This is a genomic window from Niveibacterium umoris, assembly GCF_014197015.1.
GTDB classification, from domain to species: Bacteria; Pseudomonadota; Gammaproteobacteria; order Burkholderiales; family Rhodocyclaceae; genus Niveibacterium; species Niveibacterium umoris.
This window is the reverse complement of record NZ_JACIET010000001.1, coordinates 2,100,805-2,122,876: the sequence shown is the minus strand read 5'-3', so window position 1 is coordinate 2,122,876 and position 22,072 is coordinate 2,100,805. Positions and strand designations below refer to the sequence as shown.

Sequence of the window (22,072 nt, the reverse complement as noted above, 5' to 3'; positions counted from 1 at the left end):
CCATGGCTGACTTCAACCTAAGCCGCGCGGCGCTTGCCGTCGCGCTGGCGCTTGTGGCGGGCGGATGCGCGCTGCAGTCTCCGCCGAAAGGGGCGGACCTGCGTGCGCAGGTCATGCCGAAGGCGCCGCTGCCTGAAAGCTGGAAGGCGGGTTCGCCTTCCGGAACGTTCTCGGAAGGCTGGCTCGCCCGCTTCAACGACCCGCAGCTGATTGCGCTGGTCGACGAGGCCATGGCCAACAACCCGGATCTGAAGGTCGCGTCGGCCCGTATCGAGCAGGCCAGCGCGATCGTGAAGGCGGCGGGCGGCAGCCTGTGGCCTTCGGTTCTTGCCTACGGCCGTACCGGCGGCAAGATGTCCGACGGCAGCGGGCTGACCGGCGGCGGGCTCAGCGTGAATTGGGAACTCGATCTGTGGGGGCGGGTGCGCGCACAGCGTGCTGCGGCCACCGCGCAGTACGACAGCACCGTGCTGGATCTGGCCTGGGCACGACAGTCGCTCGCGGCAGCCGTGGCCCGTGCGTGGTACGTCGCGATCGAGGCGCGGATGCAACGTACGCTCGCCGAACAGTCGATCGAGGCGACGCAGCGGCTGATTGCGCTGGAAGAGACGCGTCAGCGCATCGGCAACACCGATGGCACCGCCGTTTCCACCGCGCGCGAGGCCTTGGCCGCACGTAAGGATTCGCTTGAACAGCTCAAGCTCGCGGAAACGCAGGCGCAACGCGCAATCGAGCTGCTCGTGGGTCGATACCCGGCGGCCGAAATCGCCGTCGCAACGGCGCTGCCAGTGCTGCCCGATCCCGTGCCGGCCGGTTTGCCTTCGCAGTTGCTGGAGCGTCGTCCGGACATCGTGTCGGCCGAACGCAAGGTGGCGGCAAGTTTCTACGCCGCGGAAGAGGCCAAGGCGGCGCGCCTGCCCGCGATCAAGCTGACCGCGGGCGTGAATTCGATCGACAGTTCGCTGTTCTTGCTGGCCGACCGCAACAACCCGGTCTGGAGCGCTGGTGCCGGCTTCGTTGCACCGCTGTTCACCGGTGGCGCGCTGGAAGGGCAAGCAGAAGCGAAAACCGCCGAGCAGAAAGCGGCGGTTGCGGCGTACGTCTCGGCGGGTCAGAAGGCGTTTGCCGACGTCGAGAATGCTCTCGCGGCTAACGTTGCGTTGCAGGCGCGCGCGACACTGTTGGACGCCAGGGTTGTCGAAAACAAGCGTCAAGTCGAGCTGGCAAAACACCGCCTGCGCGTCGGGTCCGTCGATCGTCGCGCTGTCGTCAACGAAGAACTTGGCTTGATCGCAGTGCAAGGCGAACAGCTGCGGGTGCAAAGTGACGCTCGTCTCCAGCGAGTGAATCTGCACCTGGCGCTGGGCGGCGATTTTGCAGCCACCGCGGCCCCAGTCGCTGCTAAAACGAAGTAAGGGCGTGTGATCGCCGCCGGGACGCACCCGGCGGCGTACCGCCATCACCGATTGCAGGCCAGCGTGGCCGCATCTCTCACGCCGACGGCGGCCTGCTTCATCCGAAGGAGGAAGTCATGTCCGGCAAGAACAAAAAGCATCGCGACGCCGATGCCGCAGCGCAGGTTCCCGCCCTGCCCGAACCGATGAGCAACAAAGCCTACGACAAGGAGCTCAAGCGCCTGCACGTCGAACTGGTGAAGTTGCAGCAATGGGTGGTCGCCAAGGGGCTGAAGGTGTGCATCGTGTTTGAGGGGCGCGATGGTGCTGGCAAGGGCGGCACGATCAAGGCCATCACCGAGCGCGTCAGCCCGCGCATCTTCCGCGTCGTGGCCTTGCCTGCGCCGACCGAGCGCGAAAAGACGCAGATGTACATCCAGCGCTACATCCCGCACTTCCCCGCCGCCGGCGAAGTCGTGATCTTCGATCGCAGTTGGTACAACCGTGCCGGGGTCGAACGGGTGATGGGCTTTGCCAAGCCGGAGCAGGTCGAGAAGTTCCTCAACGTGGTGCCGATGGTCGAGAAGGCTATGATCGAGTCCGGCATCATCCTGCTCAAGTACTGGCTGGAAGTCAGCCCGGAAGAGCAGGAGCGCCGCCTGCGCGACCGCATCGACGACGGACGCAAGGTCTGGAAGCTCTCGCCGATGGATGTGAAGTCCTTCGACAAGTGGGACGACTACACGGTGGCGCGCGACGACATGTTCGCGAAGACCGATTCGTCCTGGGCGCCGTGGTTCGTGGCGCGCTCCGAGGACAAGAAGAAGGTGCGCCTGAACGTGATCAGCCACCTGCTCGCGCATGTGCCATACGAGGAGATTCCGGCCGAGAAGGTCAAGCTGCCCAAGCGCAAGATCGGGCGCGTGAAGGCCGCAGACTATCCGTTCAAGTACGTGCCTGAAAAGTACTGATCAGGTCGGCCGGTGTTTCGGTGCCGGCCGCCCGCTGTGACTTGCAAGAAACCCGCTCAGGCGGGTTTCTTGTTCTGTGCGATGTAACGCTCGATTGCGGTCTGGGCGTTGAAGATCATGCGATCGCGCCCGAGCCGGTCGGCCAGGCCGCAATGCTGCACCATCGCCAGCGCGTCGGGGTTGAGCCCTGCCAGCCAGAGCGTGACACCCCGCTCGGCGATACGCTTGTCGCCATCGGCGAGCATCTGCAACGCGGAATACTCGATGTCCGGCACCCGGCTCATGTCGAGCACGATCACGCGCGGCTTGTGCTCTGCCGCCAGTTCGTTCAGGCGGTCCGCGATCACGTTCGCGTTCAGGAAGAAGATGCGCCCCTCCGGACGTGCCACCAGCAGGCCCTCGAAACGCTCGTCCTCCGGATGCTCGGGCGAGAGCGGCCGCAGCACATCGGTGCCCGGCTTGCGGCCCAGGGCGTAGACGTGCGGTCGCGCCGTCTGCGCCGCCAGCGCGACCAGCGAGATGATGATCGCGATCAGGATGCCGTTGAGCGTGCCGAAGAGCAGGACCCCGATCGCAGCAAAGCAGGCCCAGCGGAATTCCATGTTGCGGATCCGGCGGATCGCGAGGAATTCCTTGGGCTGGATCAGGCCAACCGAATAGACGATCACCACCGCCGCCAGTGCCGAGTTCGGCAGCAAGCCGAGCATCGGGGCCAGCACCAGCATCGTCGCCAGCGCCGCCGCGGCGGTGACCATCGAGGCCTTTTGCGAACGGCCACCGGCAGCGCGCACCACAGCGGTCTGCGAGGTACCGCCACCCGCCGGCATTGCACCGAGAAAGGCGCCACCCAGGTTCGCGGCACCGGTGGCAAGCAGCTCGCGGTTGGCGTCCACCCGCGGGTCGTCATTGCCGGCGAAGGCACGGCCCGCTGCAATGCTCTCGGTGAAGCTCATCAGTGCGATGCCCAGCGCGCCCGGCAGTAACTGGGTGATCAGGGACAGGTCGGGCATGGTCAGGCTCGGGAAACCTTGCGGAATCGTGCCGACAATCGAGACGCCGAGCGCCTTGAGCCCGAACAGCCAGGAGGCCGCGATGCCACCGCCGACCGCCACCAGCGGGGCCGGCGAATGTGGGATCAGCTTGTCCATGCCGATCAGCAGGGCCATCGTGGCCAACGCGACCAGCGCGGTCAGCAGGTGCGCTTCCGGAATGTGCTGTGCGACGGACAAGAGGTCGTGGAAGAAACCCTGCTTGGTGATATGCAGACCGAGCAGCTTCGGCGTCTGGTCGAGCAGGATCACCATGCCGATGCCGGCCTTGAAACCGGTGAGCACCGGCGCCGAGATGAAGTTCGCCACGAAGCCCAGGCGCAGTACCGCCGCCAGCATCAGCATCACACCCACCAGCGCGCTGAGGGTCGCCGCAGCGGCGATCAGCTTCGCCGGGTCACCGTCGGGCACAACCAGTCCGAGCTCTGTGCCGGCGAGGATCGCCAGCGTCGTGGTCGAGCTGACACTCAGAACCCGCGAGGTGCCAAGGAAGGCGTAGATCAGCATCGGCACCAGCGCGGTGTAGAGGCCGACGGCCACCGGCAGGCCCGCCACCGTGGCGTAGGCCATCGCCTTCGGCAGCACGACCGCCGCTGCGGTGAGGCCGGCGATGACGTCGAATCGCAGGGCAGGCCCCTGCGCCGGCAATGGAGATCCCGTTACGTGCGACATGCAGCCCCCCCGTCCCGTATGCGCGGCGAGTTCGCGCAACAGCCATGGTGCGCGCCGATGACTGCGCGGGAACTGATGTCCGTCAGTCTTGCGTGGGGCGATGCGCCGGTTTGAGCCGGATGTAGACCGTCTTGGTGACCTTCGACACCAGTTGCCCCTGCGCGTCGACCACATCCACATGGAAGGTTGGCAGGTACTTGTCACCGCCTGCGGTCTGCTGCTTCACATCCTCGATCTGCGCCGCATCGAGCCGGAACCGCGCCATCACCGTGCCGCGGCCCGGCGCCACGAACTCGATCGTTGCCGCGCGATCCCAGACCAGGTACTTCGGGCCGAGGATGTGCATCAGCATCAGCATGAAGAACGGGTCGGTCATCGAGAACAGGTTGCCGCCGAAGTGGCTGCCGACGTAGTTGCGGTTGTACCAGTGCAGCTTCAGCGCGACGTCGACCTCGCGGTAGTCGTCGCTGATGTGCTTGACGCGGATCCCCGCGAAGAAGAACGGTGGCCAGAGGTTCATCAGCCGGCGGAAGGTCGATGCTTTCATCACGATAATTGCTCGAGCAGGAGATCCGATTGTCGCAAGGCTTCGCACTTTGTGGAAAGATCTCGGGCTGCCTGAGACACAATGCTCGACTGCCGCCTGAAGCCTTGAGCCAAGGGGCTGCTGATCGATGCACCAACAGAAGCCATCCATGACCGAACCACTGATCATCAATCTCGCGCCAACGGGCATGATTCCGACGCGCGAGCTTACGCCACACGCACCGCTCCACTGCGACGAGATCCTCGCCGATGTGTCGCAGTGCGTGGCAGCCGGCGCTTCGATGCTGCACATCCACGCACGTGACGAGGGCGGAGCCCCGACCTCTGACGCTCACGTCTTTGCCGAGATCATCACCCGTATCCGCGAACTGCACCCGTCGGTGGTGGTCACGGCGACGACCAGCGGCCGCAAGGTCACAAGCTTCGAAAAGCGCGCTGAGGTGCTTTGGCTAAAGGGCGCCGCAAAGCCCGACATGGCAAGCCTGACCCTCGGTTCGCTGAACTTCGTTTCCGGTGCCAGCGTCAACGATCCGACGATGATCAACCGTCTCGCGCAGGAGATGAAGGCGCAGGGCATCAAGCCGGAGCTGGAGGTCTTCGACCTCGGGATGGTCCATTACGCCCATGTGCTGATCGACAAGGGACTGATCGAACCGCCCTACTACTTCAACATCCTGCTGGGCAACATCGGCACCGCTCAGGCCAGCCTGTCACACCTCACCGCGTTGGTGACAAGCTTGCCGCCAGATTCGGTCTGGAGCCTCGCCGGGCTGGGCCGCTTCCAGGCGCATGCGAACGCAATGGGCGTCGTCCACGGGCATGGCGTACGCACCGGACTCGAGGACAACCTTCATCTGGATGCCGGCCGAACCCGCCTGGCGACCAACCTGGACCTCGTTCAGCGGGTCGTGCGGCAGGCAGAAGCCATGGAGCGCCCGATTGCGACGCCGCTCGAGGTCCGGCGGCGGCTTGGCCTGGCGATGCCCTGATGAAGACCACGCTCGTCATCTTCGGCCACAGCAACATCCTGTCCGACCTGCTCGACTGCGCACTGGCGCAAGGCATCGCCCCGAGAGCGATCGTCGTGAATCAGACCGAACAACTGGGCGAACGGGACCTGCCGCTGTCCGAGCGCCTGGCTGCGTTCAGTCGCGTCGCGCCTGCGCCCGAGATCGTTCAGATCGAGGCCTTCGTACCGATGCCTGACGATCTGTTCGTCATCGGGCCCACAACCCCAGCCCGCGCTGTGCTGGTGCAGGAAGTCCGCAACCGGTTCGCCGGCATCCGCTTTGGGCAACTCGTCCACCCGACGGCGTATGTTTCACCGCTCTCGACAATCGGCGAGGGGGTCTTCGTCGGGGCCGGCAGCGTGATCGGCCCCGGCGCAACGCTGGAGGACTTCGCCTTCATCAACCGTGGCGTGACGATAGGCCACGACACCCGGGTGCGGACCTACGCCCGGGTCCAGCCCGGCTCTAACGTCGGCGGCCTCACGACGATCGGTGCAGGCGCCACGATCGGTCTAGGTGCGTCGGTTCTGGAACGGCTGGTGATCGGCGACGGCGCCTTCGTCGGCGCTGGGGCAGTCGTCATCGACGACGTCGCCCCGAACACGCTGGTTGTGGGCGCACCGGCAAAGTTCAAGAAAAACCTTTGAGCGCAGTCCGTCGGCTCACACCGACCGACCCGCCCGCCGCTGGGCGAAACGCTGGCGTGCGCGTTCCAGCGCCGCCAGCAGCGCGGGCGTCGCATGCGCGAGGTTGAGTTCAGCGTCGAACAGCCTCCGCATCTCCGCCCCCTCGCGCCGTCGCATGGCGGAGTCGCCAATCAGCGCGCCGAGCTTGCCGAAGAACGCGTCATCATCCGGCACCGCGGCCGGCCCGAGCTTGGCCCCACCATCGCCATCGGCGTGCGAGACGACCGGCCGCGCGGCCGACATCGCCTCGACAATGCTCAGACCGCCTCCGGGCCGCGGGGGATTGACGACGATGTCGCTCAACTCATAGAGCGCGCGCAGTCGGTTCGTCGCGGGCACACACTTGATGCCGGGATGTTTGCCCTTCAGCGCCGGAGGCATGTCGGAACCAACCAGTAACCACTCGACTTTGGGGAACATGCGCAGCATGCCCAGCATCCGCTCGGCCCACTCGCCATGAATCTCCTGGTGGAGCCGGAACCCCACGCTGACCAGCAGGCAGGCCTGGCCATCGATGCCCAGTTCCGCGCGCGACATGGGCTGCCCGACTGCAAATTCGATCATCCGGTAGGGATACCGCATCGCCTCGCCAAAGGAGAAGTCCTCGGGCCAGGGACAGATCTGCGTGGACGCGTCCGGCGCAGCCGCAAGCCAGACATCGCAAGGTGCGATCGCCGGCAGCGAGTGCGTCGGAAGGTTCACGACCGGATACGCATCGAACAGAGGAAGCATCAAAGGCGACATGAAGCCCACGAAAAGCACCACATCGGGCCTGAACGCGGCAATTCCTTCGAGGGCCTCGTTCAGCCGCAGGTCGAGCGGCACCTTCCTGAGCCCAAGATGCACCGGTGTCTGGCCATAGAGCAGCTGCGACCACTGCGCGAAATCGGGGTCCGGGTCATCGAAGCGGGCCGCGCAGCCCGACCGCATCTCGACTTCCGCGATGGACTGCTCCTGCGCCGAGAAGATGCCGACCTGGCAGCCCGCTCTGGCCAGAAGATGGGCATGCACCAGCGCGAGAAAAGTCAGCGGCTGCTTCGCACGGCTGAGCTGTGGCGACACGATCGCGACACGCGGCAACCCGCTGCCGGTGGCTGGCGCGTCGGACTTGCCCAACCGCAGCCCGCAGCCGATCCGGCGCATGATTTCCGGCATGCGCGCGCGCTGGTAGAGCTCAACCAGCTTTGACCGCCCCTTGTCCTGCGTCAGCGCCATCAAGGTCACGAACTGGATGAAGCTCGCCCCCCATTCAGCTTCGGGAGGGCCCCCAAGCACGGCGTCCCCTGCCTGCTCCAGATACACGGCGTCGCGTCTGAAGGCATGGAGGAAGGTGGCCCGCATCACCCCCGCCACCTGTTCGCGGGGGGCGCGGCGCTCGACATCGGCACACACGGCGGCCACGACGCCCGGGTCCGTTGAGGCCTGACACAGGTCGCAGAGTCGATGCCAGGGCTGCGGCACGGCCGGCGAGAGTAGAACGGCAGAAACAGCCTCGGCGAAAGCCTGGGGCAAGACGGGTTCACTCAAGATGACACCTTTGGGTTGTGATGCCGGTCGCGGTGCAGGTGTGCGCTCAGAGCGCGCCACGGTGCAGCGCGAGGACGAGGTCGCAGACGCGATCAACCTGCCCGGCCGAGAGGCCGTGAAACAGCGGCAAGCGGATCAGGCGACCGCTTTCGCGCGTCGTGTGCAGGTCTTCGCCCCCCATCGCGCCGACCGAGAGCCCGGCCGGTGCCGAATGGAGAGGCACGTAGTGGAAGGTGGCCGACACGCCATGCTCGCGCAGCAACCGCAGCCACCGGTTACGCTCTGCCGCATCTCCCTGCACTTTCAGGAAGAAGATGTGAGCGTTGTGTTCGCATTCGGCCGGCGGTCGCATGACCTCGACGCCCTCTGGGCTCAGCCGTTGCTGGTAGTCGTGCCAGCGCTCCAGGCGTAGCGAATGGATCTCGTCGATGCGCTCGAGTTGCGGCAACAGATGCGCTGCTGCGACATCCGACAGCCTGCAGTTCGTGCCTACGGCATGCCATCGATAAGCATCGACCTCGCCGCGCAGAAAGCTGGCCCGATCGGTTCCGTTCTCGCGCAGGATCTCGACCTTGCGCACCATCTCGTCATCCCGGACGAACAGCGCGCCACCCTCCCCGCACTGGAGGTTCTTGGTGTAGTGGAACGAGACCGCCCCCATGTGTCCGATTGTGCCCAGCACGCGTCCCTTGTAACGCGCACCGATCGCCTGGGCGGCATCTTCGACGACGAAGAGCCGGTGGCGATTTGCGATCGCCATGATGGCATCCATGTCACAGCCCACGCCGGCGTAATGAACCGGAACGATCACGCGGGTACGCGGAGTAATGAGCGCTTCGAGGCGGGTCTCATCGAGATTCATCGTGTCCGGCCGAACGTCCGCAAAGACGATCCGCGCGCCACGCAGGGCAAACGCGTTGGCGGTACTCGAGAACGTGAAGCTCGGAACGATCACTTCGTCGCCGGGAGCTATTCCGAGCGCCAGCGCAGCCAGTTCCAGCGCGGCGGAACAGGACGGCGCGCCGAACACCCTGGCTGTGCCGCTCAGCTCTGCCAGCTTCGTTTCGCAGGCGTCAGAAAATGCGCGATCGCGCCCGCCCGGCTGTCTCGACAACAAGGCCTCCAGCGCGGCGCGCTCGTCGCCGGTGACAGTGGGAACCAGAAAAGGGATCTGCATAGCGGTGAAGGACGGAGTGGGCCGGGATCCGATCCGCTGGCGCGCGGCCCGGGGCAGCCCGATCGGGGATCGCCTGCGCCGGACGCGCTTCGGCGAACAGGCTTGACCTTCCCACGCAGGGAAGGCTGAGGCTGTAGTCTATCGAAACAAACCGCTCCGCTCACCTGATGCTTATGAGTAAAGACAATATCGAACTGGATGTTCCGATCCACGGCATGACCTGCGCATCCTGCGTAGCCCGGGTCGAGCGTGCGCTGCAGGCGCTGCCCGGTGTGCGCGCAGTGAGTGTGAACCTTGCCACCGAGCGCGCCCGGATCAGCGGCGATGCGCCGCTGGATGTGGCTGCCCTGCGCGAGGCGATACAGAAAACCGGCTTCGACATGCCGCTGGCGGAACTCGACATCGGCATCCAGGGCATGACCTGCGCCTCTTGCGTGGCGCGGGTGGAGAAAGGGCTCAAGCGGGTGCCGGGCGTGCTGGATGCGGCGGTGAACCTTGCGACCGAGTCGGCGCGTGTCCAGACCTTGCCCGGCATCACGGCCGATGCGCTGGCGGCCGCGGTAAGCGCGGCGGGCTTCACGCCCGTGCTGACCCCGCCAGAAGCTGCCCCATCCGACGCCATTGACCGGCAGCTTGAGGCGGCACGGGCCGAAGGCAGGCGGGTGTTGCTGGCGGCCGCGCTGTCATTGCCGCTGATGCTGCCGATGGCCGCCACGCTGTTCGGCCTGCACTGGATGCTGCCCGGCTGGTTGCAACTGGTGTTCGCAACGCCGGTGCAGTTGTGGCTCGGCGCACGCTTCTACCGCGCCGGTTGGCATGCGCTGCGGGCAAGGGCCGGCAACATGGATTTGCTGGTTGCGCTGGGCACCTCCGCGGCCTTCGGCTTGTCAGTGTGGCAGTGGCTCGCTGGCGGCGTGCATCTTTACTTCGAAGCCTCGGCGGTGGTGATCACGCTGGTACTGCTCGGCAAGTGGTTGGAGGGGCGCGCCAAGCGGCAGACGGCCGCGGCAATCCGTGCCTTGCAGGCTTTGCGTCCCGACACGGCGCGGGTGCTGCGCGATGGCCGCGAACAGATGCTGCCGCTGGCGCAACTGCGACTCGGTGACCGCGTTGTCGTGCTGCCGGGCGAGCGCGTCGCGGTGGATGGCGAAATCCTTGAGGGCATCAGCCAGTTCGATGAATCGCTGATCACCGGCGAAAGCCTGCCGGTGGCGCGCGAGCCCGGCGAGCCGGTGATCGGCGGCGCGATCAACGGCGAGGGCAGGGTGGCGGTGCGCACCACCGCACTCGGGGCCGAGAGCACGCTTGCCCGCATCATCCGCCTGGTTGAAAGCGCGCAGGCGGCGAAGGCGCCGATCCAGCGGCAGGTGGACAAGGTCAGCGCGGTGTTCGTGCCGGTGGTGCTCGCGATAGCGCTGCTCACCTTCGTCGGCTGGTGGTTGGCGACCGGCGACTTCAGCAACGCAGTGATCAACGCGGTGGCGGTGATGGTGATCGCCTGCCCGTGCGCGTTGGGGCTCGCCACGCCGGCCGCGATCATGGCCGGCACCGGCGTCGCCGCCAGGCACGGCATCCTGATCAAGGACGCCGAAGCGCTCGAAATCGCGCACAGCGTGGGCGTGGTCGCCTTCGACAAGACCGGCACGCTGACCGAAGGCCAGCCGACGCTTACTGACCTCGCAGCCCACGGCGACGAGGCGGTGTTGCTGGCCGAAGCCGCTGCCTTGCAGGCCGGTAGCGCCCACCCGTTGGCGCAGGCAGTGCTGGATGCCGCCAAGTCCCGCCGCATTGCGGTGCCAGCGGCAAGCGCGCTGCACGCGCTGCCCGGCCGGGGCGTGGCCGGCGTGCTGGACGGTATTGCCCTGCAGCTCGGTAACACCCGTCTGCGCGACGAGCTCGGGCTCGATGCCGGCCCGTTTGCCGCGCGTGCCGATGAACTGGCGGCAGCGGGGCGCACCGTATCCTGGCTGATTGCTACGCCCGCCGGTGGCACGCCCGAATTGCGCGGCCTGCTCGCCTTTGGCGATTGCGTCAAACCACAGGCCCTCGTTGCTGTACGCGAGCTGCGGGCCTTGGGCGTGAAGAGCGTGATGATCACCGGTGACAACGCCGGTGCGGCGCAGGCGGTGGCCGATCAACTGGGCATCGACGAGGTGCTCGCCAACGTGCTGCCGGGCGACAAGGCTGCGCGGGTGGCGGCACTGAAAGTGGGCGGAGTGCGCGTGGCGATGGTCGGCGACGGCATCAACGACGCCCCGGCGCTCGCCGCGGCGGATGTCGGCATCGCAATGGCCACCGGCACCGAGGTCGCGATGCACGCGGCCGGCATCACGCTGATGCGCGGCGACCCGGCGCTGATCGCCGATGCGCTGGATATCTCGCGCCGCACCTGGCGCAAGATCCGGCAGAACCTGTTCTGGGCCTTCATCTACAACATCGTCGGCATCCCGCTGGCGGCGGCGGGCTTGTTGTCGCCGGTGATCGCGGGCGCGGCGATGGCCTTTTCCAGTGTCAGCGTCATCACCAATGCCCTGCTGCTTACGCGCTGGCGCCCCGCGATCCGAAAACCGCACGCCTGAGACCGACTCCGATGACATGCTCGCTCTACACCGCCAGCGTTCCAGTGTTCAGCCGCTATCTGCGCCAACTCGACACGATGCTCGACAAGGCCGCGCGTCACGTCAGCGAGCAGCGTGGTGGTGATGCGACGCTGCTTGCCGCGCGCTTGGCACCCGACATGTTCCCGTTGCGTCAACAGATCAGCACCGCGATCGGGTTTTCGCTGCGCGCCTGCGCACCGGTGGCGGCGCGAGCGGTGCCGGTGATGCCACCCGGCGACGCCGACTTCGCTGCCCTGCGGGCCCGCATCGCCTTTGCCCTTGCCTGGCTCGCGGACTTGCCGCCGGATCAGATCGATGGCGGCGCAACCCGCACGATCACGACGATGGCCGGGCAGGCGACGCACACCTTAAACGGTGCCGACTATCTGCTGCACTACGCGCTGCCGAATTTCTTCTTCCACCTCGGCATGGCCTACGCGATCCTGCGTGCGCAGGGCGTGCCGCTCGGCAAGCCGGACTTCGATGGCTTTCACGCCTACGCGCCCGGTTTCAGCTTCCCGCTGGTGTCGTCATGAAGATGGCTGATGCTGCAAACGTGTCTAGCCATTCGGCGAAGAGGATCCGCCAAGACGAGTCGATCGCGCGGCTTGCCATTGAATCGCGCGGTGGTATTGCATGCTGGCGTTGCGACGCGTGTGGCCCGGATGCGCCGCATGTCGTCGTGCCGCTTGGCGCCCCGCGCCAACGGCTGGCCAGTGAGCGGCTTCAAAAGTGGCGCGGCCCTTTGCGGGCGAATTAGACTCGACCCATCGCGCCCGGCACGCACCCTTTGCGGCCTTGGGGTCTTGCGTAATCGTTTGAGGATGGGACAAACAGATGGCCGCGATGCACCCCCTTACGCTGAGGTTTCGTGACCCCCTGCTCGAAGAAGACTTCTTCGAGGCGACGCGGGCTCGGACGCGCCAGCAGGGGCAGGCGGCGATCCTGGTCGGGATGTTCGTGTACATCCTGCACGGCGTGCTCGACCGCTGGTTCGTCAGCCCGGACATCGTCGAACACTTGTGGGTCGCGCGCGCGACCGCCTTGTGCGTGCCGGTGGTGGTACTGGCGTTCTCGCTGACGCGCTGGTTCGCGCATTCCTCGCATCTGGTGCTGGCGCTCGTCGGGCTCGCCGCAGGCACCGGTCTGATCGCGATGCAGATGCACCTGCCGCTGGAAAGCGCCCCGTACTACTACCCGATGATGGTGGTGGTGACCTTCTACACCTACAACTTCGTCGGCACCCGCTTCATCTATGCGCTCGGCGTCGATCTGCTGATGCTGCTCGCCTATAACCTGCTCTTCGGATCACTGATGGGCTACCCGACACATGTGCTGTTGGGCCACGACTTCTTCATCGTGTGCGCCAACCTGATCGGGGGCTCCGCAGGCTACCTTGCCGAGCGCCAGCGCCGCATGTTGTTCCTGCGTGAGCGCTTGCTCGACGAGGAACGTCGGCACCATCTGAACCGTTCGATGCACGATGGCCTGACCGGGCTGCCCAACCGCGATCTGCTCTACGACCGGATCGCGCAGGCGGTCTCGGCCGCGCAGCGCACTGGCCAGATGAACTGCGGCTACTTCCTCGATCTCGACCGCTTCAAGGAGATCAACGACACCCTTGGCCACAAGGTCGGCGACCAGGTGCTGCGAGAAGTCGGGAGCCGCTTGCTGGCGGCGGTGCGTGGCGTTGATACGGTGGCGCGCATCGGTGGCGACGAGTTCTTCGTGATTGCACGCGACATCGACAACGAAGCGGCCGCCAAGGTGCTCGCGGTGAAACTGCTCGACCAGATCAGCGCGCCGCTGCAGTCGATTGCGCCCGGCCTCCACACCGGGGCGAGCATCGGCCTGTGCCTGTTCCCGTATGACGGCATGACGGTAGCCGACATGATCCATCGCGCGGATGTGGCGATGTACACGGTGAAGACGTCGGGCAAGGGCAGCTATGCACTTGCCGAAGAGATCGGCTCGCGGACAAGCGAGCCCGGCGCCGCGGCGGCTTGACCCTCACCCAAGGTCAGGGTTCATGATGCTCGCCAGAGGTCGGCAAACGACACATCCTGCGAGGCAGTCATGGAATACACGGTGGGGGAACTGGCCAAGCGCTGCGGTCTGACCGTCCGCGCGCTGCACCACTACGAGAAGCTCAAACTGCTGCAGCCCTCCGGGCGCAGCGAGGCCGGCTACCGCCTTTACGCCGAGGCCGACGTGCTGCGCCTGCACCGCCTGCTGGCGCTGCGACACTCCGGGCTTTCGCTCAAGGAAATCGGCCCCCTGCTGGATGCCGAGAATCCCCCCTTGCTCGATGTGCTGACACGACACATCGCCCAGGTGGAGGCCCAGGTATTGCGTCAGCAGCGCCTGCTGCACGCCTTGCGCCGCATCGCGGAACGTGCGGAGCGCCAGGAAGAGGGCCTTACCGAGCAACTGCTGGTGACGATGGGCATGATGCGTGCGCTCGAACGCTACTTCGATGAGGAGGAGCTGAAGACCTTTGACCACTGGCGCAACGCGATCGATCGTGAGCTGGTGCGCGAAACCGAAGCCGAATGGCCGGCGCTGATCCAGTCGGTACGAAGCGCGATGGCGCAGGGCGTCGACCCGCTCTCGCCACAGGTCAAGGGCTACGCGCAACGCTGGATGGAGCTTGTGAACCGCTTCACCGGGCCGGACGAAAACATCCGCAGCAAGTTCGCGACGATGTACGCCAACGAGACCAATCTGCAGCGCGAGACGGGCGTTACGCCCGAGCTGCTGGCCTACCTGCGCCGCGCGGTGGGCCGTGACACGCCAAGCGCAGCCCCGGCGCCAGCGGCACCGACCCAACAACAACGAGGACGATCCCGATGAACCCCCAAACAGACCCGCTCGCGGGCCACAGCGACCCCAAACGTGCGCTCTTCGCCAACCGCAATTTCCGCTGGCTGCTCGGCGGCGGCGCGCTGTCGATGCTGGGCGACCAGTTCACGCAGATCGCCTTGCCGTGGCTGGTGCTCAAGATGACCGGCGATCCGCTGGTGCTCGGCACCGTGCTGGCGGTGGTCAGTCTGCCGCGCGCCATCTTCATCCTGATCGGCGGCGCCCTGGTCGATCGCTACTCCCCGCATAGGGTGTTGCTGCTCACGAAGTACCTGAATGCGGCGCTCATCGGCCTGCTGGCGGCGCTGGTGTGGTCGGGCACGATCCAGCTGTGGATGGTGTACGGGCTGGCGCTGGCGATCGGGCTGGTCACCGCCTTCAGCTTCCCGGCGGGCAGTTCGATCCTGCCGCAGGCCCTGCCGCCGCAGTCGCTGCAGGCTGCCAACGGATTCCTGATGGGCTTGCGCCAACTCACCGTCCTCATCGGGCCGCTGCTGGCCGGCCTCTTGATCGCCACCTTTGGCGACGCCGCCGCACCGCATGCGGCGGGCAAGATCGAAAATGCCGCCGGCCTTGGCATGGCTTTCGCGTTCGACGCGCTGACCTTTGCGATCTCGGCCTGGACCTTGCAGCAGGTGCAGACCATCGTGCTGGCGGGCAATGGGGGCGCGCGGTCGGTGCTGCATGCGGTTGGCGAGGCGATGGGCGCAATGTGGCGCGACGTCGAACTGCGCGCGCTGTGCCTTTACTTCGCGGCGATCGCCTTCTTCGTCGGCGGCCCGCTGCAGGTCGCACTCCCCGTGCTGGCCAACACGCAACTGCAAGGCGGTGCGGCCGCGCTGGGTTTCCTGCTCGCGGGGCACGGCATCGGCTCGCTGCTCGGCATGGTGCTGGCCGGCGCCTTGCCGAAATGGCGCCTGAAGACACTCGGACTGACGGTGCTGGCGATCGACGCGACCGCGGCGCTGACCTTTCTGCCCTTCGGGCACATCACGGCGACCTGGCAAGGCGTGGCGCTGCTCGCGCCGCTCGGCGCGCTGGCGGGTTACGTTCAGGTCGCCGTGTTCACCTGGATGCAGCGGCGTGTACCGCCGGCCATGCTGGGCCGCGCGATGAGCGTGTTCATGTTCATTTTCATGGGGCTCTCGCCGCTGGCCGCTGCCGCCGCCGGGGCCGCCTTGCGGGTGCTGAACCCGGCCGCGCTGTTCACGGCGAGTGGTTTGTCCTTGCTGATGATCGTGCTGCTGGGCGTGAGCCTGACACCGATCCGCCGCATCACCGACCAGCCCGCGGATCAGGCGCCGGCGACGCAGCCTGCCTGACCGGCCCGGCCGGCCCACCTGTAGTGCGAGCGGCGCGCGGCGCGGATGGGTTCAGGCGAAGAACACATCCAGCGTCGGGAATGCCGCTTCGCCGCGCAGGCAGTCCCACAGGTAAATCGCGAAGCCGGGGTCGCCGGTCCACAGCGAGTGGCGCAGGTGCCCGGTGGTCGCGTGTTCGGCTTCCAGCTGCGCGATGCCGTGCATGGCGAAGGCGCGGGCGCGCGCGAGCCACAGCGGGTCGGCGGTGCGGCGATAGAGTTTGAGGAAGGCGTAGCCGTTGCCGCCGGTGCCGTGACACAGGTTCGAGCCCTTGCTCAACGGACCGGCGCTCCACGTGGCTTCGCCCGCGGCGATCAGCAGCGGATCGAGCGTGGCGTCGGGGTGATCGGCGAGGCAGATCACGAAGCCTGGCGCACCATGGCAGAACTGCATCAGTTTCTTGGGTGGCCGGTCGCCGGCCTCGTTTAGCTGGGCACGCCAGCTGGCCTGACCGTTCTCCCATGTTGCTGTGCGCTTGACGGTGTTGGCGATGCAGTCGAGCCAGGCGTCGCGCTGAGCGGCGTCGAACAGATGGCGCCCGTGGATCAGCGGCACGGCGGTCGCGACGAAGCCATGCACGGCATCGAGGTAGGTGCTCCTTTCGCCGTACAGGTCTTGTGTCCAGAAGGCGCACTGATGCACGTCTGACCATTCGAGTTGCGACCACAGGTGTGTGGCCGACTTGCGGAACAAGGCCGCCCAGCGTTGCTCGCCGCTACGCTCGTGCAGGAACAGGGCTGCCAGCAGGGTGCCCGGCGCGCCCCACATCAATTCGCGCGTCGGGTGATCGAGGTTGCCGTCGATCAGGTCGGCGAGCGCCGCGGCCTGCGCTTCGTCGGCGTCGAGGCCGTAAGCGAGTAGCCGGATCGGCGTGTCGCCCATCAGGTAGGCGGCGAAGTCGCGGCTGCCGATCGAGGCGAGCCAGGCGCGGTTGTCCAGACGCAGCGTTTCGAGATCGTCAAGGTAGCTGCGCGTCAGTGGCGCTGCGCCACAGGCCTGCAGATAGTGCAGGGCCCAGATCACGCCGCAGGCACCGAAGTACAGCGTGGTCGACGCGATCGCAGGGTCCTCGTCCGGATTGACGTCGCGCGGATGAATCGGCCAGTAGCGCCGGGGCCGGTAGTGCGACTCGGTCTCGCTCACGATGAAGCGGATCGTGTCGCGCACCCGCGCCTCGTCCCAAGCGATGGCGCGAAGCGCTTCGTGGCGGGCCGGGTCGTGGAGCATGCCGGTGGCCGGTGTTTCAGCGGGCGAGGGCGCGGTCCAGCGGCACCACCGTCTTGCCGATGGGCGCCAGCGCAAGCCCAGCGAGCTTCAGATGCTGCAGCCCGAAGGGGATGCCGATGATCGTGATGCAGCACAGCAGCGCATGGAACAGGTGGCCGAGCGCCAGCCACCAGCCTGCGATCAGGAACCACAGCACGTTGCCGATCACGCCGGGGATGCCGGTGCCGATGTCCTCGCGCTGCGTGACGACGCGACGATCCACCGCCTCGTTCCCGAAGGGCAGGAAGGCGAGCTGGCCGATCACGAAACACGCGCGCCCCCAGGGGATGCCGATGATCGAAACGAAACAGATGGCGCCGGCGAGAATCCAGCCGAGCGCCATCCAGAGGCCGCCGAAAACGAGCCAGAGCAGGTTGCCGATCAATCGCATGGGGGCTCCGCAACGTGGTTGAAAGGGGCGGTCATTCCTGATGTGCGACCAGCAAGGGCAGACCGTGTGCGGCAAAGTGCTTGGCCGCGGTGTATTCGCTGGCCGGCATGCTCAACAGGAACAGCGTGCCGCCAATACTGAAGCTTACGCCAGCCGTTGCCAGCATGGCGGCGAACAGGTGAGCGGTGAAGCGGGGGCGCAGGGTTTTCATGGCAGTCCTTTCGTCGCGGTTTCGTTGCGCGGTGACTGCAGGATGCCGCCGGCAGGGGCGGTGCGCCGAGCGGTGTGCGACGAAGCGCCGGAATCGCGGCATGGGGTGCATTTGAGGCGGACGAACGGAAGTCTCTGAGGCAGGTCAGAGGCCGCCGAAACGCTCGCTTCACAATCGACGCTTTGCCAATGAAATCCCAAGCGGAGGAGTCAGACGGATGAGCGAAACAACGAAGTTCCTGCTGAGCGAAGACCAGATGCCGAAGGACTGGTACAACATCGCGGCAGATCTGCCGGTGCCGCCGCCCGCACCCTTGCACCCGGCCACGCAGCAGCCGATCGGCCCGGCGGATCTCGCGCCGCTGTTCCCGATGGCGCTGATCGAGCAGGAAGTGTCGACCGAACGCCGCATCGAGATCCCGGAGCCGGTGCGCGAGGTGCTGCGCCTGTGGCGCCCGAGCCCGCTGATCCGTGCCCGCCGCCTCGAAAAAGCGCTGGGCACGCCGGCCAAGATCTACTTCAAGTACGAGGGCGTGTCGCCGGCTGGCAGCCACAAGCCGAACTCCGCGGTGCCGCAGGCCTGGTACAACGGCCAGGCCGGCGTGAAGAAGCTCGCCACCGAAACCGGCGCCGGCCAGTGGGGCAGCTCGCTGGCCTTTGCCGGCAGCCTGTTCGGCCTCGACATCACGATCTACCAGGTGCGCGTGTCCTACGATCAGAAGCCCTACCGCCGCGCGCTGATGGAAACCTACGGCGCACGCTGCGTCGCCTCGCCCAGCAACGAAACGCAGTCGGGCCGCGCGGTGCTGGCGCAAAACCCGAACCACCTGGGCTCGCTCGGTATCGCGATCTCCGAAGCGGTGGAGGTGGCGGCGCTGAACGAAGACACCAAGTACGCGCTCGGCTCGGTGCTCAACCATGTGCTGCTGCACCAGACCATCATCGGCGAAGAAGCGATGCTGCAGCTGGAGATGGCCGGCGACGACCCGGATGTGGTGATCGGCTGCACCGGCGGCGGCAGCAACTTCGCCGGTATCGCCTTCCCCTTCATCGGCATGCAGCTGCGCGGCGGTGCAAGCGTGAAGCAGCGCCGCATCATCGCAGTGGAGCCGGCCGCCTGCCCGAGCCTTACGCGCGGCAAGTACGCCTACGACTTTGGCGACACCGCGCATCTGACGCCGCTGGTGAAGATGCACACGCTTGGCTCCACCTTCACGCCCGCCGGCTTCCACGCTGGCGGCTTGCGCTACCACGGCATGGCGCCGCTGGTCAGCCATGTGAAGGAGCTTGGCCTGATCGAGGCGCGCGCCTACCACCAGACCGCCTGCTTTGAAGCCGGCGTGATGTTCGCGCGCGCCGAAGGCATCGTGCCGGCGCCGGAGGCCAACCATGCGGTGCGCTGCGCAATTGACGAAGCGCTGCGCTGCAAGGCCGAGGACCGTGCCAAGACGATCCTGTTCAACCTGTCGGGTCACGGCCACTTCGACATGGCCGCCTACCAGAACTACCTCTCGGGCGGCCTGGTGGACCAGGATTACGACGAGGGCGAGCTGGCGATGGCCTTGTCAGGCCTGCCGAACGTCGGCTGACGGATGCCGAGGCGCTATCGCGGCGCGTCGGCGTCGCGATGGCGTGCGAGCCAGCGAGGCAATGCGTCGGGTTCAATTCCGCTGAATTCGATCTCGACACGCGCGATCTCGACCAGGCTGATTCTGGGCGGGGTCAGAAGATCCGGGCAGTGCGCCATGTCGGTATTGGCGCTCGCCGTCCGAGGGGGGCGCCCGGAAACGCCGAGCGCGATGCTTTTGGCATGGTGCGACGTGTTGGCGCGTGTGTTGTCCTGCATGGCAGTTCTCCCGTCGACTCGCGACACCGGGCGGAAAACGCGCGGTGTCCAGCTGGGGCGTCATGCTGGCACCTGGTTGCAGGCAAGTCCTTGTCCCGTCGTGCCAGACCCGGCGTTCGGCACGCGCGGACAACGTACAGGGCTGCGCGGACAAATCACCGACGACGCCGGCGTTGCGTTCGCCACGAAGGGCGCGATGGTTCGGCGTGGGCTTGTGCATTCCGATGCAGACGCTGGCTTGCCCCGCGGTTAGTCTGTGCGGAGTCCAGACGTGCGGGCCGCCGCCCGCCGGACTCTCGCCCGATCGGGCCCATCCATGGAGGATTGCAATGAAGAAGCTCGTGCTTGGCCTGGCATGCGCGCTGGCTGTTGCGCCCGCATTTGCCAAGATGGACTGTGAAGCATTGAAGACCGAGATCGCCGGCAAGATCGAAAGCAAGGGTGTGAAGGGCTACACGCTCGAGATCGTCGCCAAGGGCGAAGGCAAGGAAGGCAAGGTCGTCGGATCCTGCGACGGCGGTGCCAAGGAAATCGTCTACAGCAAGGGCAAGTAGGTCGTAGCGCGTTCCAGGCGCCCCGGCCGCGCCGCGCGGCCGGGAGTTCATGGGATTACGTTCAGATCCCGTCGAGCGCGAAGATGCGTGATTCGCATCGGCGGGTGTGCCCGCAAACGCGGACCGAAGACGCGCGGCGGGGTCCGGCATGCAATGTTCAGCGTGCAGGCGGTCCGATACGCCAGACTTTGCGGTAAGCGTCGAGCAGGCTTTGGTGCGCGCGGCTGCCTTCGAAATTGGACCCCAGGCGGGCCAAGCCGAAAAATCTGTCGTGCCCCTTGATCAATGCGCTCGCAGTTGCGACGGCGTCGTCGCCGAAGAGGTCGGATAGCGCCGCTGCATAGTTCTCTCCGGCGTCCAGTCGTAGCAGCGCTTCCAGTGCCCGATAGACGCGCGCACGGCCAGGGTCGAGTTGGCCGAAGGCATTGACCCAGCCACACGCCTCGGCCGCACTTGCGTGGTCGCCGACGGCCAGTGCCAGCAGCATCCGCAGTTCGCCCACACGCAGCGTGCGCCAGGGCGAATCGGCGTCTGGCGCGAGGCCGATCAGGGCGGCGACCGGGCGCTCGTCGGCGAGTTCGAGGCCGTCCAGCGTTTCGAGCAGTTCCTCGCAGTCGGATTCATCCAGATCGGGCAAGCGCCGTAGCGCAGGGCGCAGCAGGTTGCCGACACTGTTGTTCTCCCAAGCCAGGTCCTCGACCGGGTAGATCTCCGACATGCCCGGCACCAGCACACGGCAGGCGTATGCGCCGAGGTGCTCGAAATCGGCGATGTAGAGGTCGTGGCCGGCCGCGTGGATCGTCTCGGAGAGCTGGCGGAATTCGTCGGCGGTGGTGCCGGCGAAGTCCCAGTCCACAAAGTCGAAATCCGGCATGCCGGCAAGCAGGCGCCAGCCGACAACCCCGGACGAGTCCACGAAGTGGATTTCGATGTTCTGCGGGTCGGCCACTTCTTCCGGGTCGAAGCCGGGCGTCGGAAAACCGCCCAGCGCCTCGAGCGCGCGGCCTTGCAGCAGTTCGGTGAGCGCGCGTTCGAGCGCGACTTCGAAGCGCGGATGCGCGCCGAAGCTCGCGTAGCAGCCGTGGTCGTGCGGGTTCAGCAGCGTCACCGCCATGACCGGAAAGCGCCCGCCGAGAGAGGCATCCTGTACGCGAACGCCGAAGCCTGCGTCGCGCAGCGCAGAGATGCCGGCGGCGATGCGCGGGTAGCGCGCGACAACCGCGTCTGGCACTTCCGGCAGGCACAGGTCTTCACGCAACACGCTGAACTTCACATGGCGTTCGAGGATTTCGGCGATCGCCTGCACGCGGGCTTCGTTGGCCGTGTTGCCGGCGGCCAGACCGTTGCTCACGTAAAGGTTGCCGATCAGGTTCACCGGGAACCAGATCGTCTCGCCGTCGCGCTGGCGCACATGGGGCAGCGCGCAGATGCCGCGTGCCGCGTTGCCGCTGTTGTGCTCGACCAGGTGCGAGGCGGGGACTTCTCCGTCCGGGTTGTAGTGCGCGATCAGCGCCGGGTCGAGCAGGCCATAGGGCCAGTATTCGTCGTCGCCGAGCGGAAACCAGCGCTCCTGCGGCGCGTGGGTGAAGGCGTGATTCGCAAGGGTTTCGCCGAGGTGGTAGTGCGACCAGAAGTGGTTGCAGCTCGCGCGTTCGATGAATTCGCCCAGCGCGCTGGCACGCGCCGCGAGCTGCGAGCCGCCCTTGCCGTTGGTGTACAGCAGCGGGCAGTCGGCATCGCGCAGATGCAACGACCAGCAATCGGCGACCGGGTTGAGCCAGGCATGCTCTTCGAGGCGGAAGCCGCGCTCGGCGAGCAGGCCCTGCAGGCGCGCGATGCTCGCTTCGAGCGAGGCATCCTTGCCGGGGATGAAGTGTTCGGGGGCGCTCATGGGGGATTTCCGGGGGGAGGGAAGGGCGGCATTCTGGGGCGCGGGGCGATCCACGTCCC

At 66.5% G+C, this 22,072-nt stretch carries 20 protein-coding genes; 11 read left to right on the top strand and 9 right to left on the bottom strand.

Features of this window, described 5'->3' with window-relative positions:
* Nucleotides 1–2 precede the first annotated feature (2 nt).
* Nucleotides 3–1,415: a TolC family protein gene (locus GGR36_RS09595; RefSeq protein ID WP_183634370.1), complete on the top strand. Its 1,413-nt coding sequence runs from the start codon at nt 3–5 to the stop codon at nt 1,413–1,415.
* Nucleotides 1,416–1,531: 116 nt separating this feature from the next.
* Nucleotides 1,532–2,365, top strand: a complete 834-nt coding sequence (gene ppk2, locus GGR36_RS09590; protein ID WP_183634369.1) for a polyphosphate kinase 2 — start codon at nt 1,532–1,534, stop codon at nt 2,363–2,365.
* 56 nt (nt 2,366–2,421) lie between these two features.
* Here ppk2 and GGR36_RS09585 read toward each other — a convergent pair whose 3' ends face one another.
* Nucleotides 2,422–4,086: a SulP family inorganic anion transporter gene (locus GGR36_RS09585; protein WP_183634368.1), complete on the bottom strand. Its 1,665-nt coding sequence runs from the start codon at nt 4,084–4,086 to the stop codon at nt 2,422–2,424.
* Nucleotides 4,087–4,168: 82 nt separating this feature from the next.
* Nucleotides 4,169–4,633, bottom strand: a complete 465-nt coding sequence (locus GGR36_RS09580; protein WP_183634367.1) for a DUF4442 domain-containing protein — start codon at nt 4,631–4,633, stop codon at nt 4,169–4,171.
* A 148-nt stretch (nt 4,634–4,781) separates the two neighbouring features.
* Between GGR36_RS09580 and GGR36_RS09575 the strand changes: the two genes are divergently transcribed.
* Nucleotides 4,782–5,621 (top strand): beta-keto acid cleavage family enzyme, encoded by an 840-nt coding sequence (locus GGR36_RS09575; protein WP_183634366.1) that lies wholly within the window; start codon nt 4,782–4,784, stop codon nt 5,619–5,621.
* Nucleotides 5,621–6,289 (top strand): acetyltransferase, encoded by a 669-nt coding sequence (locus GGR36_RS09570; protein WP_183634365.1) that lies wholly within the window; start codon nt 5,621–5,623, stop codon nt 6,287–6,289. Before GGR36_RS09575 ends, GGR36_RS09570 begins: the two co-directional genes overlap by 1 nt.
* A 15-nt stretch (nt 6,290–6,304) precedes the next feature.
* Here the strand turns inward: GGR36_RS09570 and GGR36_RS09565 are convergent, their stop codons facing one another.
* Entirely contained in the window at nt 6,305–7,855 is a 1,551-nt protein-coding gene (locus GGR36_RS09565; protein ID WP_183634364.1) for a glycosyltransferase, read from the bottom strand.
* A gap of 46 nt (nt 7,856–7,901) precedes the next feature.
* On the bottom strand, nt 7,902–9,032 hold the full coding sequence (rffA, locus tag GGR36_RS09560; RefSeq protein ID WP_183634363.1) for a dTDP-4-amino-4,6-dideoxygalactose transaminase: 1,131 nt from the start codon (nt 9,030–9,032) through the stop codon (nt 7,902–7,904).
* A gap of 173 nt (nt 9,033–9,205) precedes the next feature.
* Between rffA and GGR36_RS09555 the strand changes: the two genes are divergently transcribed.
* The 5 genes from GGR36_RS09555 (at nt 9,206) to GGR36_RS09535 (ending at nt 15,816) form a co-directional block, all read left to right on the top strand.
* Nucleotides 9,206–11,611 carry a heavy metal translocating P-type ATPase gene (locus tag GGR36_RS09555; protein ID WP_183634362.1) on the top strand — a complete coding sequence of 802 codons (2,406 nt, stop codon included), beginning with the start codon at nt 9,206–9,208 and terminating at the stop codon, nt 11,609–11,611.
* An 11-nt stretch (nt 11,612–11,622) separates the two neighbouring features.
* The gene (locus GGR36_RS09550; RefSeq protein WP_183634361.1) at nt 11,623–12,168 is read left to right on the top strand and encodes a DUF1993 domain-containing protein; all 546 of its coding nucleotides are present in this window, start codon (nt 11,623–11,625) and stop codon (nt 12,166–12,168) included.
* 301 nt (nt 12,169–12,469) lie between these two features.
* A complete protein-coding gene (locus GGR36_RS09545; RefSeq protein ID WP_183634360.1) occupies nt 12,470–13,639 on the top strand; it encodes a GGDEF domain-containing protein in 1,170 nt (389 codons plus the stop codon).
* A gap of 69 nt (nt 13,640–13,708) precedes the next feature.
* Nucleotides 13,709–14,485 carry a MerR family transcriptional regulator gene (locus GGR36_RS09540; RefSeq protein WP_183634359.1) on the top strand — a complete coding sequence of 259 codons (777 nt, stop codon included), beginning with the start codon at nt 13,709–13,711 and terminating at the stop codon, nt 14,483–14,485.
* Entirely contained in the window at nt 14,482–15,816 is a 1,335-nt protein-coding gene (locus GGR36_RS09535; protein WP_183634358.1) for an MFS transporter, read from the top strand. Before GGR36_RS09540 ends, GGR36_RS09535 begins: the two co-directional genes overlap by 4 nt.
* Before the next feature lie 51 nt (nt 15,817–15,867).
* Here GGR36_RS09535 and GGR36_RS09530 read toward each other — a convergent pair whose 3' ends face one another.
* The 3 genes from GGR36_RS09530 to GGR36_RS09520 are packed head-to-tail and all read right to left on the bottom strand — an operon-like array spanning nt 15,868 to nt 17,723.
* The gene (locus GGR36_RS09530; protein ID WP_183634357.1) at nt 15,868–17,082 is read right to left on the bottom strand and encodes a lanthionine synthetase C family protein; all 1,215 of its coding nucleotides are present in this window, start codon (nt 17,080–17,082) and stop codon (nt 15,868–15,870) included.
* A 16-nt stretch (nt 17,083–17,098) separates the two neighbouring features.
* Complete coding sequence (locus GGR36_RS09525; protein ID WP_183634356.1) at nt 17,099–17,512, bottom strand: YccF domain-containing protein; 414 nt, start codon at nt 17,510–17,512, stop codon at nt 17,099–17,101.
* A 31-nt stretch (nt 17,513–17,543) separates the two neighbouring features.
* Entirely contained in the window at nt 17,544–17,723 is a 180-nt protein-coding gene (locus GGR36_RS09520) for a hypothetical protein (protein WP_183634355.1), read from the bottom strand.
* Between the two features lie 217 nt (nt 17,724–17,940).
* Between GGR36_RS09520 and GGR36_RS09515 the strand changes: the two genes are divergently transcribed.
* Nucleotides 17,941–19,311: a TrpB-like pyridoxal phosphate-dependent enzyme gene (locus GGR36_RS09515; RefSeq protein ID WP_183634354.1), complete on the top strand. Its 1,371-nt coding sequence runs from the start codon at nt 17,941–17,943 to the stop codon at nt 19,309–19,311.
* 14 nt (nt 19,312–19,325) lie between these two features.
* On the opposite strand, the gene GGR36_RS09510 is transcribed toward GGR36_RS09515, so the two are convergent.
* A complete protein-coding gene (locus GGR36_RS09510; protein WP_183634353.1) occupies nt 19,326–19,568 on the bottom strand; it encodes a hypothetical protein in 243 nt (80 codons plus the stop codon).
* A 329-nt stretch (nt 19,569–19,897) separates the two neighbouring features.
* Here GGR36_RS09510 and GGR36_RS09505 point away from each other — a divergent pair, with 329 nt between their 5' ends.
* Nucleotides 19,898–20,122: a DUF1161 domain-containing protein gene (locus GGR36_RS09505; RefSeq protein ID WP_183634352.1), complete on the top strand. Its 225-nt coding sequence runs from the start codon at nt 19,898–19,900 to the stop codon at nt 20,120–20,122.
* A gap of 157 nt (nt 20,123–20,279) precedes the next feature.
* On the opposite strand, the gene ycaO is transcribed toward GGR36_RS09505, so the two are convergent.
* Entirely contained in the window at nt 20,280–22,013 is a 1,734-nt protein-coding gene (gene ycaO / locus GGR36_RS09500; RefSeq protein ID WP_183634351.1) for a 30S ribosomal protein S12 methylthiotransferase accessory factor YcaO, read from the bottom strand.
* Between the last annotated feature and the right edge of the window lie 59 nt (nt 22,014–22,072).

What these genes read in the sequence shown, in the direction of transcription:
- GGR36_RS09595 (WP_183634370.1), top strand. Translation starts at nt 3, where the DNA reads ATGGCTGACTTCAACCTAAGCCGCGCGGCGCTTGCCGTCGCGCTGGCG.
- ppk2 (WP_183634369.1), top strand. Translation starts at nt 1,532, where the DNA reads ATGTCCGGCAAGAACAAAAAGCATCGCGACGCCGATGCCGCAGCGCAG.
- GGR36_RS09585 (WP_183634368.1), bottom strand. Translation starts at nt 4,086, where the DNA reads ATGTCGCACGTAACGGGATCTCCATTGCCGGCGCAGGGGCCTGCCCTG.
- GGR36_RS09580 (WP_183634367.1), bottom strand. Translation starts at nt 4,633, where the DNA reads ATGAAAGCATCGACCTTCCGCCGGCTGATGAACCTCTGGCCACCGTTC.
- GGR36_RS09575 (WP_183634366.1), top strand. Translation starts at nt 4,782, where the DNA reads ATGACCGAACCACTGATCATCAATCTCGCGCCAACGGGCATGATTCCG.
- GGR36_RS09570 (WP_183634365.1), top strand. Translation starts at nt 5,621, where the DNA reads ATGAAGACCACGCTCGTCATCTTCGGCCACAGCAACATCCTGTCCGAC.
- rffA (WP_183634363.1), bottom strand. Translation starts at nt 9,032, where the DNA reads ATGCAGATCCCTTTTCTGGTTCCCACTGTCACCGGCGACGAGCGCGCC.
- GGR36_RS09555 (WP_183634362.1), top strand. Translation starts at nt 9,206, where the DNA reads ATGAGTAAAGACAATATCGAACTGGATGTTCCGATCCACGGCATGACC.
- GGR36_RS09550 (WP_183634361.1), top strand. Translation starts at nt 11,623, where the DNA reads ATGACATGCTCGCTCTACACCGCCAGCGTTCCAGTGTTCAGCCGCTAT.
- GGR36_RS09545 (WP_183634360.1), top strand. Translation starts at nt 12,470, where the DNA reads ATGGCCGCGATGCACCCCCTTACGCTGAGGTTTCGTGACCCCCTGCTC.
- GGR36_RS09540 (WP_183634359.1), top strand. Translation starts at nt 13,709, where the DNA reads ATGGAATACACGGTGGGGGAACTGGCCAAGCGCTGCGGTCTGACCGTC.
- GGR36_RS09535 (WP_183634358.1), top strand. Translation starts at nt 14,482, where the DNA reads ATGAACCCCCAAACAGACCCGCTCGCGGGCCACAGCGACCCCAAACGT.
- GGR36_RS09530 (WP_183634357.1), bottom strand. Translation starts at nt 17,082, where the DNA reads ATGCTCCACGACCCGGCCCGCCACGAAGCGCTTCGCGCCATCGCTTGG.
- GGR36_RS09525 (WP_183634356.1), bottom strand. Translation starts at nt 17,512, where the DNA reads ATGCGATTGATCGGCAACCTGCTCTGGCTCGTTTTCGGCGGCCTCTGG.
- GGR36_RS09520 (WP_183634355.1), bottom strand. Translation starts at nt 17,723, where the DNA reads ATGAAAACCCTGCGCCCCCGCTTCACCGCTCACCTGTTCGCCGCCATG.
- GGR36_RS09515 (WP_183634354.1), top strand. Translation starts at nt 17,941, where the DNA reads ATGAGCGAAACAACGAAGTTCCTGCTGAGCGAAGACCAGATGCCGAAG.
- GGR36_RS09510 (WP_183634353.1), bottom strand. Translation starts at nt 19,568, where the DNA reads ATGCAGGACAACACACGCGCCAACACGTCGCACCATGCCAAAAGCATC.
- GGR36_RS09505 (WP_183634352.1), top strand. Translation starts at nt 19,898, where the DNA reads ATGAAGAAGCTCGTGCTTGGCCTGGCATGCGCGCTGGCTGTTGCGCCC.
- ycaO (WP_183634351.1), bottom strand. Translation starts at nt 22,013, where the DNA reads ATGAGCGCCCCCGAACACTTCATCCCCGGCAAGGATGCCTCGCTCGAA.